Origin of the sequence: Noviherbaspirillum sp. (assembly GCF_036563305.1) — a bacterium.
Lineage (GTDB): Bacteria > Pseudomonadota > Gammaproteobacteria > Burkholderiales > Burkholderiaceae_D > Noviherbaspirillum.
Genome location: NZ_DATCMQ010000004.1, coordinates 207,894 through 227,278, shown reverse-complemented (window position 1 = coordinate 227,278; position 19,385 = coordinate 207,894). Strand labels below are relative to the sequence as shown.

Here is a 19,385-nt window from a genome sequence, read left to right as displayed (position 1 = left end):
GCGTCTCCCGTCCCCTGTCAGTGCGCGGTCTTGGCGGCGCGCGTCCGCGTGGCGGTCTTGCGCGCAGCGGGCGGCGGGGTCTTCTTCGGGGCCGCCGTCTTGCGCGGCGCGCGCCCGGCGGTCCCCTGCAGGCTCTGGCGCAGCAGTTCGGTGAGGTCGACCACGTTGCTGGTTTCCTCCGGCGCCTCGACCTGTACGTCGGTGATCTGTTCGGCCAGTCCCTCGTCGAACTTCTTCTTCACCATTGCCATGATGTCGTCGCGGAAGGTATCGCGGTACTGCGCCGGGTCCCAGTCCTCGGTCATGCTGTTGATCAGCTGGGTCGCCATCTGCAGCTCCTTCGGCTTGATGTCAACGCCTTTCAGGCCTTCTTCCGGCAGGTCGAGCTCGCTGGTGTCGCGCACCTCGGTGGCCCAGCGCAGCGTGTTCAGCACCAGCGCGCGCGGGGTGGCGATCAGCGCCGCCAGGTGCTGCTTGTTGTGCAGGACCACCAGCGCCACCGCGATCTTCTTCGCCTTCAGCATGGCCTCCCGCAGCAGCGCATAGACCTTGTCGCCGCCCTTGCCTGGCGCGAGGTAGTAGGGCGTCTCGTAGAACAGGAAATTGACGTCCGCCGCATCGGTGAAGCCGACGATGTCGATGGTATGGGTGGACTTGGGATTGGCCGCCTTGATCTCCTCGTCCGACAGGATCACGTACTGGCCCTCGTACTTCACGCCCTTGATGATGTCGTCCTTGTCGACTTCCTCGCCGGTCTCCTTGACCACCCGCTTGTAGCCGACCGGCTGCAGGGTCTCCCGCCGCAGCCAGTCGAAGTCGATCTCGTCCTGGTGGGTGGCGGGATAGAGGGAGACCGGCGCATGCAGCAGGCCGAAGCTGATAGCGCCCTTCCACATCGTGCGTGCCATGCGTCCTCCGCGGCGCCCGGGCGCCATGATGGGTTGAAATGTTATTGGTTCGACATGGCGCGGCAGGCCGAGTTCTTTTGATGAATCTCTGTCAAGTTCTGCATCTTTTACGAACACAAAGTCCAGCTTTATTCGCTTTTCTCGGCGTGCGCGCGCGCGTAAGATGGCCTCCGCTGTGATCGGGAAACCGCTCCACAGAACAACCAACCAAGGAGAAAGCATGAAAAAGTTTTTGGCTACATTGATGGTCGCGGTCACCGCGCTGTCGGTCGTGGTGTCCGAAGCGGAGGCCAAGCGTCTCGGCGGCGGCGGCTCGGTCGGCAAGCAGTCGCAAAGCGCGAGCCGGCAGTCGATGTCGCCGGCCCAGCAGCAGGCCGCTCCCGCCGCCGCCAAGCCGGCGGCCGCGCCGGCATCCGCAGCCCCGGCGGCGAAACCGTCCAGCCCCTGGAAGGGCATCCTCGGCGGCGCACTGCTCGGCCTCGGCCTCGGCGCGCTGCTCTCGCACCTCGGCATCGGCGGCGCACTCGCCAGCATGATCAGCACCATCCTGATGGTCGCCCTGCTGGCAGGCGCGGCGTTCTTCATCTACCGAATGCTGACCCGCAAGCGCGAAGGCAACGGCATGGCCAAGTCCGGCTTCCAGCCGGCCTATGCCGCGCCGGGCGCCGGCAACGGCAACCAGGGCGGCTACACCCCCGAGATCGGTTCGCGCCTCGAGCCGGCCGCCCAGCCGATGGGCCTGCAGTCCGCCGCGTTTGACGGCGGCAGCGCACAACCGGCTGCGTACGGCGTGCCCGCCGACTTCGACACCGCCGGCTTCCTGCGGCACTCGAAGACCTACTTCATCCGCCTGCAGGCGGCATGGGACAAGGCGGACGTGAACGACCTGCGGGAGTTCGCCACGCCGGAGATGTACGCGGAGATGAAGCAGCAGCTGCTCGAGCGCGGCGCGTCGGCCAACCATACCGACGTCGTGACGCTGGATGCGGAACTGCTCGGCATCGAGACCGTGGACGGCGAATACCTGGCCAGCGTGAAGTTCAGCGGCATGATCCGTGAATCGGACAACGCGCCGGCGGAAGCCTTCACCGAGATCTGGAACCTGTCCAAGCCGGCAAGCGGCAACGGCGGCTGGCTGCTGGCGGGTATCCAGCAAATGTCCTGATCCATCCCCGCGATGTGACGTAGTACGAAGGGCCGGGCAACCGGCCCTTTTTTCATTCCCGGCGCAACACTTCCGGCCCGATTCCGGCCGGGTCAACCGGCGCGCTACCTTCCCCCACAATCTTTCCTTTAAGATACTTGCCTCGGTCAGGACAGCCGCACCATACCGGCCCTTCCGGGCACGGGACGCATGTCCCGTGACGATGCCGCCGTACCGAAACAGGGCGCGCGACGGCATGCGCAACATCCCCGCACCCGGTGCAGGGGCACAACAACATCAGTGGAATCGAAATGAAGAAAATCACAGCAGCAGTGGGGATCATGGCCTGCGCCATGGCAGGCGGCGCAGCGGCGCAGACCAACGTGACCGTCGGCGGCCTGGTCGACGTGTTCGCCGGTTCGGTGCAGATGAGCGGACAGGCGGACCGGACCGCGGTCGTCAACAGCGGCGGCATGACCACCTCCTGGTTCGGCTTCAAGGGCAGTGAAGACCTGGGCGGCGGCCTCAAGGCGGAGTTCGCGCTGACCGGCTTCTTCCAGGGCGACACCGGCACCATCGGCCGCTTCCCCGGCGACAACCTGTTCTCGCGCGACGCCAACGTCGCCCTCGCCGGCAACTTCGGCCGTATCGAGTTCGGCCGCGGACTGGCGCCGAACTTCCTGCCGACCGTGCTGTTCAACCCCTTCGGCGATTCCTTCGCCTTCTCGCCGCTGGTGATCCACGCCAACGTACCGACCGGCGCCACCTGGGCCAGCACCAACGCCGCCGACACCGGATGGAGCAACCAGGTCATCTACACCACGCCCAAGTTCGGCAACCTGACGGCCAACGTCCACTACCAGTTCGGCGAGCAGGCCGGCTCCACCGGCACCAACAACATCGGCGCCAACCTGCTGTACTTCAATGGTCCGATCGGCTTCACCGCGTTCTACCACGACGCCGAGCTGTCCAACCCCAACCCGGCGGTGCTGGCGAGTTCGCAGAAGACCATGTTCGTCGGCGGCAGCTACGACATGAAGGTGGTCAAGCTGTTCGCGACCTACCAGCGCAACAAGAACGAGCTGGCCACCACCGGCGCCGAAGTCTCCACCGACAAGCTATACAGCCTCGGCCTGTCGGCACCGGTCGGCAACGGCAGCGCGCTGCTGGCCTACGCCAACACCAAGCGCGATCTCGCTACCGGCGCGGACGCCAAGCGCAACACCTTCTCGGTCGGCTACGACTACTTCCTGTCCAAGCGCACCGACATCTACGCGGTGGCCATGGGCGACAAGATCACCGGCTTCGACCGCGAGACCAGCTTTGGCCTGGGCGTGCGTCACCGGTTCTGATCGGTTGATCCGCTGGTTGTAGTTCGCTGAAGTCATCATCCGTCGGGCCTTCGGGCCCGGCGTTTCGCACAGTAGCAGCTGGGCGCCAGGCTAGTACCGACGCGTCTGTCACCATCCCCGCCGTTTCCATCTCCGCGCCATTCGGCGGCTCGCCAACGGCATCTTTTTTCTGTTTGCTCGCGTTGCGCCGCTGCGCTCTACGGCGACATACTCATCCGCCGAAGTGTGAACAATCCACATGACGCCCCATTCAACAGCGGCGATGCAACGAGGGATGTGCATGCGTGAGAGCGGCCGGCTTATGTGCCCGGATTATGCACCGTTCCCACGCCTGAAATACCACACCGTCGCTTGACGGATGATTGCCTCTTCGTCATGTTCCCGGAATGAGAAGATCTTCCGCACAGCTCCTGGCACTACTTGCCGGCGGCGCCTGTGTTACAGGGTGGGCGCCGTTCGGATGGTGGCCGTTGTCGCTGTTGGCGTACGCCCTGCTGTTCGTATTGGTTGCGCGCGCGCGGCGCCCTTGCGACGCGGCCCTGATCGGCCTCATGTTCGGGCTCGCCCTGCATGGTGTCGGGAACTGTTGGATGTATAGCGCCCTGCGTGCGCATGTGGGTTTGGAGGCAGCACCCGCAATGCTTGCAATAGCATTGTCGGCGGTCTATCTGGCGAGCTTTACCGCCGTGCCGGTCGGCCTGTGGAAATGGATATCCCCATGCGGGCCTCGGCCGCGCAGGCCGGTTGCCGCGTTCGCATCCCTCCTCACGCTCGGTGAACTTGCCCGCGGCTTCAGTTTCAATGGGTTCACCTCGCTGTCCCTCGGCTACAGCCTGTCTGATTCCTGGCTGGCGGGACTTGTGCCAATCGTCGGCACTTATGGTTTGAGCCTTGCAGGCTTCCTGATTTCGGGTCAACTCGCGCTGCTTGTCCTGATGCGCGAACACTGGCGATCCGGCCTTGCTTTACCCAGTCTGCTTGTCGCGTCCGCCTTTATGGCGAGCCTCGTGCCATGGACGACACCGAACGGGTCTCCACTTTCCTACCGGCTGGTCCAGACCGGTGTCAGGCAAGACCAGAAGTTCGATCCACTTCACCGCGAACAGCATGTAGAGCAATTGATAGCTGACGCGATGCAGCAACCGGCCGACCTGATCATTGCACCCGAAACTGTGCTGCCTTTCTTCCTCAACGAACTGCCGTCCGAGAGTCTTGCTCGCTTACGGCATTTCGGCAAGGGTTCGGCGAGTCATCTGGTTCTTGGCGTACCCACTCTCGGTAGCGATGGGCGCGGACGGAACAGCCTTTTGCATCTCGACCCTGGGGCCACGAGCATGGCGCTGTATCACAAGCGCCGGCTCATGCCCTTTGCCGAATATGCTCCCGCCGGGTTCGGATGGCTCGACGAAAGCCTTGTTATTCCGTTCAAGGACCTTGTTCCCGGCGATCCGGGACAGAAGCCATTCGTCGTCAACGGGCATGTGCTCGGCATGCTCGTGTGCCAGGAAGAGATGGTCGGAAGGTCGGCAGCCGAGTGGCGTGATGCCGGTTTGTTCATCAACCCGGCGAATCTGGCATGGTTCGACGGTACCGCCGCACTTCCCCAGTTCCTGCAAATTGTCCGCATGCGGGCAATGGAATACGGACGTCCTGTACTTCGCATCGCCAACTCCGGCATCACGGCCCATATCGATGGCCGCGGGGTGATCGTGGCACAACTTCCCAGTGCGAAGCGCGCAGTCCTCTCCGGGGTTGTGCAGCCCGTGAGGGGGATTACCCCTTACGGGTACTGGCAGGACTGGCCCGTGATCATTCTGTGCATGCTTGCACTGGTCTGCAACCGGTCTCGCCGCAATGCTCGGGTATTTTGATAATTTCGCGATCAAGTCCACTTCTATTCGAGTTTCGAACACTTCGACGCGAATCCAGGTGTGCGCTACCGAATTAGTAGCGAATTGCAGAAGCAATTTCGCAACGTTGGAAACATGCCACATTGACAATTGTCTTATTCATAACTATCTTCGTTCCCTCACTGTTGCTGCTTTCTCGATTCATCGCTCAGGAGGGTTTGATGCAAACACCGGCAATGCGAAGCAAACAGGCAGGACAAGGCATGACGGAGTACATCGTCATCGTCGCACTGATCGCCGTCGCGGCGATCGCCACTTATCAATTCTTCGGTCAAACCATTCGAAATCAGACTGCCGGGATAGCGCAGGAAGTCGCAGGCAATTCCGCTGATGCCGCGAGGAGTGCCGCCGCCGCTGCGGCCGCCAATGCCACTACTGAGGGCCGGATCAAGGGCCTCGACAACTACTCGAACAATAACGCCCGTGGCGGTGGGGGGCAGTAGCGCGTCGTCGTTGTCGGGTGCTTGCACTTGCATAACGTCGACCCCCCCGCTTCGCTATCGACCCGGTCTCCGTACAGGTTGCCAAACCGGGCAGGCGCTGATCTTCGGCCTATTCGTGCTGACGGGCGGGCTGGCAGCACTCTTCTTTCTCTTCAATACAGGCCAGATGACAAGCGAGAAGACAAAGCTGGTGAACACCGCCGATGCTGTTGCCTACAGCGCAGGCGTCATGCACGCCCGCACCCTGAACTACCTCGCCTATACGAACCGGGCAATGCTCGCCAATACCGTTGCGATTGCCCAGCTCGTGAGCCTGTCATCCTGGCACCAGTATGCAAGGTCGACGCCGCTGCTTGGTCCTCAACTGGGAAATCCATTGAAATATCCCGCGTTATATCCCAGCGTTCTCTTCCTGCAGGAGCACATGCTGAACGCAGCGCCAGACCTCATGGATGGAACGACCTTGCAGGACGCGGCAGAACGGGCAGATCGGCAGATACAAACCGTGCTGCAAGCGGCACAGAGCACCGTCCACGCCGGACTTCCGTTCGCAAGGCAGGAAGTGATGGAAGAGGTCGCTCATGCCAACTATCCCGGTGAAGGCGATGGCGGCCTGATCGTCGAGCCAATGCTGAATGCAAACGATCCCTTCACCGGCTTCGTAAACCGGTACGACGGCGATGAGCGCGGGCGTTTCGCGGAAGTGGCGGAGATCGCGGCCAAGCGAGACGCCTTCCAGGAGCGCCGGTCCTGGCGTCTTGATGCACTATATCCCAACTGCCCGAGCGCCCTGCTGCGTGGCAGAACCGACTGGATCGAAAGGCGTGGAGGGACCGAACTGATCGGCTATGACGAGTGGCGGGCGATCGATACGATCGCCGAGCACGTATGGAGGCCGCGGAACAAGACCGATGTGCTTTGCACCCGGGAGAGCGAACTTCCCGCAGGAATGGGCGGCACGACGGCCGGGAATTCCATGACATTCGATGCCGATCCTCGCCACTATGATTATTCGGCCCAAAAGAACCCGACGACCACGGGGATGGCGACAGCGATCTCGGCTGCCCCTGCCTGGGACTACGCCGGCATCCCTGCGTTCCATGATCTCTCACGACAGTGGCTCGAATCCGAGGACCCCTCTCTACGCTTCTCCGTCCGGCTCCGCCGGCCGGTTAGACAGACCAGGACCTCCGAGGGACGATCGGCTGTCAGAACCAGCACCCGCTTCAACCAACTTTTTGCGGGAGCGGCAGGCAACGAGCTCGTTGCAGTCTCCACGAGCAACGTGTATTTCCGGCGACCGGCCGGAATGGGATGTGACGGCAGCAATTCCGGATCCCGTCAGAACTGCTACGGTCTGGTGGAAGGGATGGGAGGAAGCGAGCGTGGCAGCCTGTTCAATCCGTACTGGCAGGTTGGGCTCGTCCAGGACGGCGGTGCTGCACAAGCGCGACGGATGCAGGGGGTGCAACTGCCATGAGAGTGAAGCGATTCATCTTCTCGGTTCGCGGCGCACCAGTCCTCGCTCTCGCCGCCTGCGTCGCAGTCCTCGCATCCCCCGCCGCCTTCTGCAGTGAGCAGGCGAAGTCGAAGGGACGCGTGCGAGGCCACTACGTCCGCATTGTCGGTTCAAGCTATGTCGGTACCGGCGACGGAGGAGTAGGCGAACTCCGAGCTATACAGAGGCGGTGCGTGGAAGACAAGAAGTTCATGAAGCGCCCCCATGTCGCGTCACCCACCTTGGCATGGCCGAAGGCACGGACCTCGGTGCAGTGGGAAACGTACTACACGCGCACCCGGACAATGACGATTTCAAGTGCAGAGCGCTATGTTGTCCGTCACTCGGACTGCGACCTTGCAGTGCAAACGATCCACGAGTTGTTGCTCGAGTCCGGGGCCGGCCGATGCACCGTAGACCTGACTGAAAAGACAGCGACAGGACACTGTGATGTCGATGCCCACCGCCGAGCGACCTCGCCGGTAAGAGTTGACATTGACCAGCGCCACATCCCGAAGGGCGCGGAGAAGACGATCCTCGGTATCAATTGCATACCGTATATCGGGCGCCTTAGAACGGTCTGCGTTGGTACGCCGAGGAGTGACTTCCGCATCCCAAATGGACCATTCTCCCGCTTGGCACCTGGTCTGTTGCTTGAGGAGCGGGGGGCGTACATGAATGCCGACGCCGTCGCCGTCGAATTGGACCGCGAGTTCCACGATGACCTGTTCACGATTCCCCAGGGACTGAAGCACCGTCCTTTTCCACCGGTGAATCGACCTGAATCCGGGGCGGTCGGCCAATGAGGACCGAAAGGTGTGCAGGCGGGCAGGCGTTGACCGAGTTCCTGGTCATCGCGCTTGCCTTGGTACCGCTCTTCCTGCTTTTGCCTGTCCTTGCGAAGTACCAGGACATCGCCCATGCGACGCAGATGGCGAGCCGTTACGCCGCGTTTGAATCAACCGTGCATGACAACCCGCCTGAACGCAAATCAGAAGAGCAACTTAGCGGCGAAATCCGACGGCGATTCTTCAGCAATACCGACGCGCCAATCAAGACAAACGACACGACTGCGGTTTTCCCCGCTCACCGAAACCCCTTCTGGACAAGGCCAGGCGCCCAGCCTTTGCTCGCCGACCTCAACAGGGACGTCGTCGTCTCGTTCGGAGAGGAGTCCGGTCCCCGCCGCGCCGACGCATTTGGTCGCGCACCCGACAGCACGTGGTCCGACGCGGCTGGGGCCATGGGCTTGAAATCCCGTGGCATCTACCGCGCAAACGTGCGCGCGCATCTCGCCAACTTGCCAGATGGTTTGCGCAGCTACGCGCCCTTCAATCACATCAATCTCGTCGTCGCACGCACGAGCAGTGTGCTCGGAGCCGCCTGGAATGCGCGCGACGCCGATCAGACCGATGCAAGAGTGATGCGTGCCACCATCTTGCCCGCCCTCCGCCCTCTTCGCGTGGCGGCGGACATCGAGGTGTCTGTTGTGGACGCCATCGGCAACACACGCGGCCCTCGGCTCGACGCGCTCGACTTTTGGCAGGACGTCGTACCAGGCGACCGCTTGCACGGAAGGACCGGGAATGAAGACCGCTGAGTGCTGCTTGTCGAATCATCGCCATGGGACCCCGGCCGTGTTCCGGATGCTCACCGTCACAACCCTGTTGTGCTCCCTTTTGTCAGCATTGCCGGCGCGCGCCGGTGATCGAGCGGCTGACATTCCTGTTCCTCCTGGAGCAAAACGTTTTCGCATCAGCGACGGACCTTTGCAAGTGAACGGGCATGTCGTGCATCTCACAGGATTCAGCTCGACGGAAAACCCGTCCCGGCTCCAGGACTGGTATCGAAAGCAATTTGGCCAGCCTATGGCCGAGAACCGCCTGGGCAAGAAGCTGGTGCTGGGGAAAGTGAGAGGCGCGGAATACATCACCGTGCAATTGGAACCAGGCAGTAGCGGGACGCAGGGCGTCATTGCGACGGCCAAGCTCCAGGATGGGCTCGAAGCACGGACCCGCGGTATGAGCGAGCGGGAACACTGGCAAGCGCGTCTGCCGTCGGGGGCCCGACTGCTTAGCCATGTTGTATCGCACGACGCTGATCAACGCGCCGAGCACCTCGTCATCACAAGTCGCCATACCGCCGAAGCCAATTCGGAATACCTGGAAACCTTGATGCGCGAGCACGGGCTCATGCCAGAGCAGGCCATGAAGCACTTGAGGATGCCGTCAGAGGCTGCGATGAACCGATTGGAATCGCAAAAAGAACACGGGACGCTATTCCATTTCAAGGGGGCCGGAAAAGAGGCGGTTGCGAGCGTACTCAGCATGGCGGGCGGGCAGAACGTGATCGTCCTGAATATCGTTACCAAAAGGGAGGCGCCAAGATGAACAGAAGGTTCCGGGCAAAGCTGCGCCAGCAGGGACAGTCGGCGTTCGAATATGCGGTGGTCTGCGCAGCGCTCGCCTTCGCACTGGGGATAGGCATGAGCGATGAAGGTAGCGTGCTGCGTCAGCTGCTTGCCGCGTTTCAAGCTGCCTACTTCCGATTCACCTTTGCGCTGTCATTGCCGTTCTGATCATGAAGATACCCTTTCCTGCCGGTTCCAGGCCAAGTAAATCATGGTTCATTCTCGGTACTGCAATTGCTCTCGGCATTGTTGCCGCCATGAGCGCGTACCAGTTTCTGTCGCGGCAGGTCGAGCAGATCGAGGCACGCGCCAAGAGCGAGACCGTGCCGGTGGTGGTGGCAAAACACGATCTTCCCAAGGGAAGCTTGCTCACGTCCGCGACCGTGGCCGTCCGGAACATTCCGCGCGACTTCTCCCATTCCGTGGCGGTCTCGCCGGAGCAGTTCGGCCAACTCGAGGGGCAGGCGCTGGCCTTTCCTGTCAAGGCTGGGGAGATGGTGATATGGGGGCTTATCGAGGGTAAGAAGACGCCAAGTTTTTCGGCGCGAGTGGAAAACGGCCGAAGGGCACTGACGGTTCCTGTCGACGAAATCAACTCCATTTCAGGGATGCTGGAGCCCGGAGACATGATCGACCTGATCGTCACGGTCGATCACAAGTCGGAAAAAATCACTATGCCCTTGATGCAGAGCATACAGGTGATGGCGACGGGGCAGCGCTCCGTGGATGATCCGAAAAGCGGAGAAAGACGATCCTACTCAACCGTCACCCTCGATACGACACCCGGCCAGGCGCAGAACATCATTGTCGCGAGAGAGGCAGGAAAGCTGACCGCACTGCTGCGCAATCCGCAGGACAAAAATACCGATCCGGTAAGCGACGCCGACCTCGGCGCGCTCTTGCGTGGCAGCCACCCAGCTTACCCTGGAGGAGGGCGTGACGTTCCGGTTCTTTACGGCGGCAGTATCGGCAAGCTACCTTCGGAGGCACTGAATCTGAATCCTGTCTCCGCTCGTGCGCCTGCACGGCAACCAGGCGTGCCCAAACGTACGGAACGAGCCGCTGGTCGAGACGCAGATCGAGGCGGTACCCCCATCGCGGCCAGCCAAGGACAGGACTGATCATGAAAGCGCCGTTATACCGGCAGCGACGCCCGGCCGCGTGCACAAGATTCCAAACTGGAGAAAGATGAGTAGTCCCGAGATGACCATTCAAGAGCTCCCCAGGTTGAAACCTGGAACAGCACCGAAGATGTACGGCACCGGGCCTGTGCATGTGTCGGCCTTCTTGCTAGCCGCGCTGTCGCTTCTTCCCGGTGAAAGTCGGAGCCAGGATTCCACTACGCCCGGCGCGACCCCGCACACCGCGATGCAGCCAAGGAATGCGTTTGCTGAAACCCTTTCCCCAAAAGTGAAATCAGGCGAGGGCCGCAAGGCCGGGCCGTATTCACCCATCCGCAAGCAGGACGAGCAAGCCGACATTCCGGAAATTGAGATGTTCGTCGGCGAGTCCCGGGTATTTCCCGCGCCTGGAGTCGCCCGGATTGCTGTCGGTAACGGACAGATCATGAGCGCCGCCGCATTGGACGGCAAGGAGATGATCCTCTTCGCCAACGGCGTGGGCACCTCGTCACTCTTTGTGTGGAACGAGGACGGTCGTTACCAGCGGGTCAAGGTCAATATCGTGCCAGGAGATACGACGCGGGTCGCCAGGGAGGTAGCGGCTTTTCTCACCACTATCCCACATGCGAGGGCGTCGATCGTCGGAGACAAGGTCATCGTCGAAGGTGACCTCCTATCAGACGCGGACTTGGCCAAGATCGAACTTTTGGAGAAACGCTATCCGCAAATTGTCAACTTCACCAATCGCCTCGGCTGGGAACCGATGGTCCTGCTTGACGTAAAGGTGGTCGAGTTCCCCCTAAACGAACTGCGCGAGATCGGACTGAATTGGAGCGCAGCCGGAGGCGCGGCAATCGGAGGCATATGGCGCCCGGGAAGACGCGGAGATGACGATTCCTACCGGCTGCATATCCAGACCGGACAGGGCAATCCGATCCCGGTGATCAGTGCGGGTGAAGGCGGGGCAGCCCTCCCTTCCTCCTCGCTCAATGTGCTGTCGGCGGCGAACCTCGGCTTGAACGCGCAACTCAATCTGCTGGCTCAGGACGGGAAAGCTGTGATTCTTTCGGAGCCGCAGTTGGCTGCACGAAGTGGTGCCAAGGCGAGCTTTCTCGCGGGAGGCGAATTCCCCTACTCGGTTGCCACTCGGGACGGCATCACGGTTCAGTTCAAACGGTACGGCGTCAAGCTCGACATCGCGCCGAAGGTTGACCGTGCCGGCGCTGTACGCGCGACCGTCGACGCCGAGGTCAGCAAGATCGACGCATCCGTGTCGACTCCCTCGGGGCCGGCGCTGCTCAGCAGGAACACCCGGACAGAATTCAATTTGCGCAGCGGCGAGACCATGGTCCTCGCCGGCCTGATTGACCGTGACAACAGTACGAACGTCGACAAGGTCCCGCTGCTCGGAGACATTCCGGTACTTGGTGCGCTCTTTCGATCGAAGCGGTTCCAGAACAGGGAAACCGAGCTGGTGGTGTTTGTCACGCCGCGCATTGTCGATACTGCGTCGCCGGGCCAGGCAGACAGGGTTGAAAGAGTGAACGGGCGGCTGGAGCAGCATTTCGGTCCTCGGCCCTTTCTCAGCAGTCCGGTCCAACCCGGGGTGGATCAGGGAACGGGGGCGGCGGTGCCCGCTGCTGTTGGTACTGTTCCCAATACGTCAACACTGGATCATGGACGGCCCGACGCAAACGAAAGGCCGGCGCTCCTCCAGGGCGGGAAAACCGGCATTGCATCGCCGCTGCCAGTGTCCTTGTCTGATCCGGAAAGGAGGAACGGTGGGCCGATGGGAACAACGGCAGCCATTCCAGTCGCGGTGTCCTCGCCGGCCCCAGCAGTCACCGAGCAGGCTGCTGCAAGCGGGCCGACAGCAACGGCAACGCCATCACACGGCGGACAGCGGCAACTACGCACTCAGGACCGCCGTTCCGATTACCTCCCTCGACGTGCTCATGCGGCTACTTCGAGCGGCAGGCTCCTTCAGATTCAGAGGGACGACGTTATCGTGCACGCAGACCCTGATGTTCATTCTCCTGAAGTACTCCGGCTTGGCCAGGGGGCAGTCGTCCAGTTCGGCGGGGCTTCTTTGGGTGCGGGCACTTGGCAGCAGATCGCTGTGGGCGATGTCAACGGATGGGTGCCGGCATCGGTTGTGACGGATGTGCAAGGAAGTGGTGTGCTGCAACCTGCTTTTCCCGGCGAGGCTGCAGCCGTGGATACGGGCGGGAAGCGGCTACAAATCGGCTCCGGCACGGGAGTTCCCGCAGGCGCTCCCACGCCCGTGACCGCGAGCGCCATGCAGGCGAGCCGACAGGATCCAGCCGTTCGCGCTCGTCGGTATCGGGTGTTGCCGCATCGGCTCGCGCTTCGTACCGCGCCCGACATCAATGCTGAGGTTGTCGATCATCTGATGGCAGGCCAGCCGGTCCAATCGCTTGGCCATGCACCAAAACGTCGGTGGATAGCGGTCGAGGCGGATGGCAAGCGGGGCTGGGTATCTAGCCAGTGGCTGAAGCCGGACGACGGGCTGGAGGGGCGGCCGTGAACACGATCGGACATGGGAGAACCTGATGCTAAAGGTGAACATAAGCGATCCGGATGGCAGGAAAAGAACCGTGCTGGCACCGGATGACTGCGTGATCGGCAAGGGCGCGCAGAGCGAAATAAGGCTGGATAGCTGGCGCGTATCGAAGGAGCATGCCCGGCTTTACCTGGCGCCAGCCGGCGTCCTGATTGACGACCTTGGCGGTTTCGGTGGCGTCAGCGTGAACGGCAAACGGATTGAAATCCAATACGGCCCCCTGAAAGCGTCGGACGCGATAGGCATCGGGCCATTCATTCTGCACGTGCAAGAGCCTGTGCACAGTCCCTTGGCCGTAGAGGCTGCCTCACCGTTCTCTCTCTTGGATATCGCCGCCAGGGACAACCGGGGGACCGCGGAAGAAATCGACCCATCCAGGCGCGAGGCGGTACAGGTCCAGAGTGCGGTCTTCCAGGCACGCGACGACGTCGTATCGCTGCGTGCAGATGGGGCAGGAGAAAAGCCGGCGGGAGAGCGGAAAGAGACGGGCCGCCCCGTGGTCGTCGCGCCGGATTTCGCGTCCGGGGATCGGGAGTTCGACTGGCGCAAGCGCATCCACTCCAAGCTCCTGGAAACCATGGACCTGCGTCGCCAGGACATATCGGTCATGAGTGACGACCTGCTGCGCAGTGAAGCCGAAGCGCTCGTCCGTCAGATCGTCGCCGCCGAAAGCGATCACATTCCGCGAGATCTCGATCGTGCCTTGCTGTGCAAGCAGGTCCTGGACGAGGCGGTTGGTCTGGGTCCGCTGGAAGAACTGCTCGACGACCAGAGCGTCACGGAAGTGATGGTCAACCGGTTCGACGAGATCTACGTCGAGCGCGGCGGAAAGCTGACCCGATACCCGCTCGCGTTTACCGGAGACCGGGCCGTGCTTGGTGTCATAGAGCGCATCGTTGCGCCGCTCGGCAGACGTATTGACGAGTCGTCGCCGATGGTCGACGCGCGTCTAAAGGATGGATCGCGGGTCAACGCGATCATCCCGCCGTTGGCGGTGAAAGGGCCTGCCCTCACCATACGCAAGTTCTCAGAAAACAAGCTTGAGGCTAGTGACCTGGTCGCCTTTGGCGCCATAAGCCAGGAGATGGCCGAGTTTCTGAAGGTGTGCGTGGAGACGCGCAAGAACATTGTCGTGTCTGGCGGAACAGGATCGGGCAAGACGACCTTGCTCAACATCCTCTCCAACTTCATCCCGGCGCGCGAAAGAGTGATCACTGTCGAAGATGCGGCCGAGCTCAAACTGCATCACGCCCATCTCGTCAGGCTCGAAGCAAGGCCTGCCAACACAGAGGGCAAGGGCACAGTCTCGATTCGCGACCTGGTGAAGAACACGCTTCGCATGCGGCCGGACCGCATCGTCATTGGGGAATGCCGCGGTGCGGAGGCGCTCGACATGCTGCAGGCGATGAACACCGGACATGAAGGATCCCTGACCACGTTGCACGCCAATTCCCCACGGGACGCGCTTGCGCGGCTCGAAACCATGGTGTTGATGGCAGGAGTCGATCTTCCGCTCCTCGCGATTCGCGAACAAGTGGCTTCCGCGGTCGACCTGATCGTCCAGCAGACCCGGTTCGCCTGTGGCAGTCGCAAGGTAACCGCTATCGCGGAAATCAGCGGGATGGAAAGCGGAAGGATACAGGTCCAGGATATCTTCAAGTACGTCCACGAGGCTTACGGAGCGGACGGGCGCGTCTCGGGATACTTCACAGGCTGCGGCCTCGTACCCGGCTTCTACGAAAGCCTGCGCGTGGCAGGCAGGGCACCTGACGTCGGGATCTTCAGGTTGGGAACGACGAGAGGCGTGACTGGTACGGGCGACGAGGTGGCAGGATGAGCACCGAGGTCACGTTGCTGCTTGCGGTGTGCGTATTTGCCCTGGCGGCATGTCTCCTTGCGTGGCTTTTGATGGAGATTGGCACCGCGGCGATGGTCGAGTACCGGGCGCGTTTCACGGAACGTGTCCGTTTTCAAGCGCGGGAGTTCTTCCTGTTCATTGATCCGCGGGCGCTGTTTGCCGCCAACGTTGCGGCGATGCTGCTGGTGAGTGGCACGCTCTGGATGGTTTCGGGAAGTGCGGCGCTCGCTGTGCCCGTGTTTTTTGCCATGACATGCGTGCCACGGCTGGCGTATGGATGGATGCGACGTCAGCGCATGCATGGGTTCGAGGAGCAGCTTCCCGATGCATTGTTAATGCTGTCTGGAGGGCTGCGTGCTGGAAGTGGGCTGATGTCCGCGCTGCAGCTGCTCGTGCAGGAGGCGCAACCGCCGCTCGCCCAGGAGTTTGCCGTCGTGCTGCGGGAACAGCGGCTTGGCGTCACGCTGGATCAAGCGCTGGACAATCTGGCGCGTCGCATGCCGAATCAATCTACGGTGCTGGTTGTGTCAGCGATGCGGATTGCGACGGAAACGGGTGGCGGGCTTGCTGAAGCGCTCGAGCGTACGGCAACAACCATACGAAGCCGCTTGCAGATGGAAGGAAAAATCGATGCCTTGACCGCTCAGGGGAAGCTGCAAGCATGGGTAGTTGGCGGCCTGCCACTGGCACTCCTGGTCATCTTGAACACGATGGAGCCCGAGAGCATGCGGCACCTTTGGCACACACCTATGGGCTGGGCTGTCCTGGCAATCATCGCGTTCCTTGAAGTCACAGGTGTCTACGTTATCCGGCGGATTGTTTCGATCGATGTATGAATTGGACCAAATCGCTATCTCCATGACAGAAGATTTTTTGCATAACGCCCGCACCATCGTCTTCCTGTCCGCCCTTGCGGTCGGTATTTCGGCGGCGATGATTGGCTGGGTATTGAGCCGAGCACTTGCCGCCATTCCGGAGGAAGACCGGCAGTACAAGGACGCGCCGCCACTCGGCTTCCTTCTTGCCTGGTTACCGATCCAGTGGCTGAGCCACTATCTTCAGCCCTTCATTCCGGCTGGAACCCTCGCCAACGGCGCGTCCCGCCTCCGCAAGGCCGGACTGGGATACTGCCTCTCCCCAGCGCAGTTCCTCGCTTCGCGATGCATTTGCGGCCTGTTGTGCGGCGCATTGTGCCTGTTTACCCTCGCGTTTGCGGACGGAACCGACGCCGGGCAATCGCAGTTTGCATGGACGTTATACCTGCAGGCACTGCCTTGCGCCATGCTGCTTGGTGCGCTCTATCCCGGCGGCTGGTTGAAAGACCGGCTTGCCGCCAGACGTCGCATCCTGCTGAACTCGATGCCGTTCTACCTCGATATCATCACGCTCTGCGTGGAGGCCGGTCTCAATCTGCAGGGGGCAATGCAGCAAGCGGTAGCGAAAGGGCCGAAAGGCCCGCTGCGGGAAGAGTTCCAGCACGTGCTTCGGGACGTGAGAGCCGGTCGGGGACGCGCGGAATCATTGCGGTCGATGGCCCAGCGCACGGGAGAACCTGCCATCACACATTTCACGATGGCCGTCATTCAGGCGGAAAGCATGGGCATGAGCCTTGGCCCCGTGCTCCGGGCCCAGGCGGACCAGCGGCGGACAGAGCGCTTCCTGCGAGCGGAAAAGCTGGCGTTGGAAGCGCCGGTGAAAATGCTTCTGCCATTGATCGCTTTCATTTTTCCTTGCACCTTCATTGTGCTCTTCTTCCCGATCGTAATGAAGTTCATGGAGTCCGGCTTGTAGCCATCGTGCCTGCCTCCCGTCATACAAAAGCCACTTGGTCGTGCGACACGCTGCCGACACCGCATGCGAAGCGATTGCCCGGCCATGGCAACCAGAGTGAGACCTGACATGCCTGTCACCGTAGCGCTGTTGCGCACCAAGACCGCAGACCACCCCATTACACTTCATGTTGCCAACGACTTTTCCTGTCGCTTTCGTGGCCTCATGTTCCGAAAGTCCCTTCCTCCCGGCCATGGAATGCTACTGACCCGGTGCACGAACGTGCACACTGCCTTCATGCGATTTCAGATCGACCTCGTGTATCTCGACGAGATGGGTGTCGTCACGGGATGCGTCCCACGCCTGAAGCCGTGGCGCATACATCTTGGCGCAACGGGCAGGGAGGGTGCGTCCGGGATTGGCAGACGGGCGAGTCATGTCCTGGAACTTGCTGCAGGAAGCATTGTCCGGCTGGGTATCGACATCGGGGATCAGCTTCGACATGACGGCGATGGCGCCGGGCAGGGAAGATGCGTCGGCACAGACATCGTTCGGATGCGCGCAGCATCGCCGGGACGGCCACAGGAGGGTGCAGCGATGGCCGAGTTTGTCATCGTCGGACCGATCGTCGCAATGCTTGGCTTGTCGATTCTGCAGTACGGCATGCTGTTCTTTGCCAAGAACCAGATCAACCATGCAGGCTTCATGGCGGCGCGAGCAGGTGCCATGATGAATGCCGACGTCGCTGCGATTGAAGATGCCTATCTGGATGCATTGATACCGATATACGGGGGCGGGACCACAGCCGAAGAATTGAGCGGCGCGCGTCAGCGCGCTCGGGAAGACATGACGGCGGGGCCAAATGGACGCCTGTTGAAGATAGAAATGCTGAGCCCGTCAAAGGAAAGCTTCGACGACTGGAACGATGTCGATTTGCAGCAGACTATCGGCAATGGGAGACGTGTTGTACCGAACTCGGAATTGGCCAGCAGAGATCCGGGGATCATCGGTGAGCGATCCGGACAAAGCATACAGGATGCAAATCTGATCAAGCTCCGGATCACCCATGCATACGAACCCAAGGTTCCCTTGACCGGCGCAATGTACAACCGTGTGTTGCGTTGGTTGGATGTAGGCGGCGACATGGACTACAGCCGCATGCTCCGGGCCGGACGGGTTCCCCTTGTGACGCATGTCACACTCAACATGCACTCCGATGCGATCGAGCCCGTTGCCCCGCCCCCGGTGCCGGGACTCGCAAACACCGGCGAACCGCGTCCGCCGGGGGGGCGGCCGGATACCACGATGCCGGCGCCGGTGTGTACCACTGCCGAGTGCAATATTGACGTGCCGCCGGGGATAGAAAGATCGAAAGACGCGGGCGGCGGGGATCAGGAAACCGGCAATCCCGAACCACCGGCATGCGCATGAGGGTAATGCGGTTTCTCGGGAACGGTCCGCGCACTACGCCGCGTCACCTTTTCCGAATCGCTGGCCCTTCACCGCAAGTCTGGGCCCCGATCTGCAGCGGTATCCTGTAACAACTCGTGCACAAGCGGTCGCGGTGCCGCAGGATCGTATTCGACCGTCTTGAGGGCACCATATTTGTGGAAGTAGAGATCGTAGACACCTGAACGGCTTCCGTTCATGTGCAATTCCTGGCGAAAGACACACGCATATGGAAATTCACGCCCCGCGACCTTGCTCCGTTCCTCCACGCCGAGGAATGTGATGGTTTCGGTCAACATGTCCTCCTTGGTTGAAGCGGCGTTATGGACTTCATGCCGGACGCGATAAATGTTTCGTATGCATTGTCCCGGCTTGTAAATCGTTGTTTCGTGCCCCGTGGAGAGATTGCCGACATGGACAGGAAGGTAACGCGTTCTGGCGGACGTCGATGTGCCCCCAGGGAGGTGCATGGTCGTCAAGAGTATCCATGTCCCCCGAAGCCGTGCGTCTTCCGATGATGACGAGGCGACATGGACGTATCCCACTTCCGCTCTCACTTCCGATGTAGTCCTTATCCCGAACCGCTCGCCCAATGCGAATGGCGAGACGTCCGTGACTGTCGAGGTGGTCCGGTACGGGACTATCCGGGCGTGCCGGGAATCGTAGATTTCAAGCTGGCTGACGACAACGTCGCCCTGTCGCGCATTGTCATGTGGGGGAAAGCAGTCGTCGTACGTCACCTCGCGTTTGCCCGGGATGAACACAGGACGAGGCGCCATCGATTGCAGAAAATCCGACGAAGCGCTATCCACGATCTCGCCTCCGTGGGCAGCGAAGCCTGCAATCAGAATAGCCATTCCAAACCAGTATATTCCTTGCACCCGCATGTCCTTGCTTGAATGAAAGAATGACAATACTAGGAGCGACTGTCCTGCTTT

General features: G+C 61.4%; 17 protein-coding genes and 1 pseudogene. 16 read left to right on the top strand and 2 right to left on the bottom strand.

All coding sequences use genetic code 11. The features are described from left to right. Positions 1–17 precede the first annotated feature (17 nt). The gene (locus VIM12_RS02010) at positions 18–908 is read right to left on the bottom strand and encodes a Ku protein (protein ID WP_331939935.1); all 891 of its coding nucleotides are present in this window, start codon (positions 906–908) and stop codon (positions 18–20) included. A 220-nt stretch (positions 909–1,128) separates the two neighbouring features. On the opposite strand from VIM12_RS02010, the gene VIM12_RS02005 reads away from it, so the two are divergent. From VIM12_RS02005 to VIM12_RS01930, 16 genes and pseudogenes are all read left to right on the top strand, one after another. Continuing rightward, the gene (locus VIM12_RS02005) at positions 1,129–2,073 is read left to right on the top strand and encodes a Tim44-like domain-containing protein (protein ID WP_331939934.1); all 945 of its coding nucleotides are present in this window, start codon (positions 1,129–1,131) and stop codon (positions 2,071–2,073) included. Between the two features lie 290 nt (positions 2,074–2,363). After that, entirely contained in the window at positions 2,364–3,404 is a 1,041-nt protein-coding gene (locus tag VIM12_RS02000; protein ID WP_331939933.1) for a porin, read from the top strand. 386 nt (positions 3,405–3,790) lie between these two features. Then, positions 3,791–5,275, top strand: a complete 1,485-nt coding sequence (gene lnt, locus VIM12_RS01995; protein WP_331939932.1) for an apolipoprotein N-acyltransferase — start codon at positions 3,791–3,793, stop codon at positions 5,273–5,275. 200 nt (positions 5,276–5,475) lie between these two features. Beyond that, positions 5,476–5,757 (top strand): hypothetical protein, encoded by a 282-nt coding sequence (locus VIM12_RS01990; RefSeq protein ID WP_331939931.1) that lies wholly within the window; start codon positions 5,476–5,478, stop codon positions 5,755–5,757. 115 nt (positions 5,758–5,872) lie between these two features. Beyond that, positions 5,873–7,237 (top strand): hypothetical protein, encoded by a 1,365-nt coding sequence (locus tag VIM12_RS01985; RefSeq protein ID WP_414691735.1) that lies wholly within the window; start codon positions 5,873–5,875, stop codon positions 7,235–7,237. A gap of 212 nt (positions 7,238–7,449) precedes the next feature. Further along, on the top strand, positions 7,450–8,061 hold the full coding sequence (locus VIM12_RS01980; protein WP_331939929.1) for a hypothetical protein: 612 nt from the start codon (positions 7,450–7,452) through the stop codon (positions 8,059–8,061). A gap of 29 nt (positions 8,062–8,090) precedes the next feature. Continuing rightward, entirely contained in the window at positions 8,091–8,855 is a 765-nt protein-coding gene (locus VIM12_RS01975; protein ID WP_331939928.1) for a hypothetical protein, read from the top strand. Next, positions 8,842–9,645 (top strand): hypothetical protein, encoded by an 804-nt coding sequence (locus VIM12_RS01970; RefSeq protein WP_331939927.1) that lies wholly within the window; start codon positions 8,842–8,844, stop codon positions 9,643–9,645. The genes VIM12_RS01975 and VIM12_RS01970 overlap by 14 nt, the downstream gene beginning before the upstream one ends. Continuing rightward, positions 9,642–9,833, top strand: coding sequence for a hypothetical protein (locus VIM12_RS01965; protein ID WP_331939926.1), 192 nt, complete (start codon positions 9,642–9,644; stop codon positions 9,831–9,833). Before VIM12_RS01970 ends, VIM12_RS01965 begins: the two co-directional genes overlap by 4 nt. Before the next feature lie 2 nt (positions 9,834–9,835). Next, a complete protein-coding gene (gene cpaB / locus VIM12_RS01960; protein WP_331939925.1) occupies positions 9,836–10,786 on the top strand; it encodes a Flp pilus assembly protein CpaB in 951 nt (316 codons plus the stop codon). Positions 10,787–10,853: 67 nt separating this feature from the next. Then, a complete protein-coding gene (locus tag VIM12_RS01955; protein WP_331939924.1) occupies positions 10,854–13,334 on the top strand; it encodes a pilus assembly protein N-terminal domain-containing protein in 2,481 nt (826 codons plus the stop codon). A gap of 25 nt (positions 13,335–13,359) precedes the next feature. Beyond that, entirely contained in the window at positions 13,360–15,207 is a 1,848-nt protein-coding gene (locus VIM12_RS01950; RefSeq protein WP_331939923.1) for an ATPase, T2SS/T4P/T4SS family, read from the top strand. Further along, positions 15,204–16,064: a type II secretion system F family protein gene (locus tag VIM12_RS01945; RefSeq protein WP_331939922.1), complete on the top strand. Its 861-nt coding sequence runs from the start codon at positions 15,204–15,206 to the stop codon at positions 16,062–16,064. The genes VIM12_RS01950 and VIM12_RS01945 overlap by 4 nt, the downstream gene beginning before the upstream one ends. Continuing rightward, positions 16,057–17,019 carry a type II secretion system F family protein gene (locus tag VIM12_RS01940; RefSeq protein WP_331939921.1) on the top strand — a complete coding sequence of 321 codons (963 nt, stop codon included), beginning with the start codon at positions 16,057–16,059 and terminating at the stop codon, positions 17,017–17,019. Before VIM12_RS01945 ends, VIM12_RS01940 begins: the two co-directional genes overlap by 8 nt. A gap of 63 nt (positions 17,020–17,082) precedes the next feature. Further along, positions 17,083–17,439, top strand: a pseudogene (locus VIM12_RS21260) (DUF192 domain-containing protein); the annotation flags it as partial. Between the two features lie 156 nt (positions 17,440–17,595). Next, positions 17,596–18,429 carry a TadE family protein gene (locus VIM12_RS01930; protein ID WP_331939919.1) on the top strand — a complete coding sequence of 278 codons (834 nt, stop codon included), beginning with the start codon at positions 17,596–17,598 and terminating at the stop codon, positions 18,427–18,429. 68 nt (positions 18,430–18,497) lie between these two features. Here VIM12_RS01930 and VIM12_RS01925 read toward each other — a convergent pair whose 3' ends face one another. Then, a complete protein-coding gene (locus tag VIM12_RS01925; protein ID WP_331939918.1) occupies positions 18,498–19,304 on the bottom strand; it encodes a hypothetical protein in 807 nt (268 codons plus the stop codon). Positions 19,305–19,385: the final 81 nt, after the last annotated feature.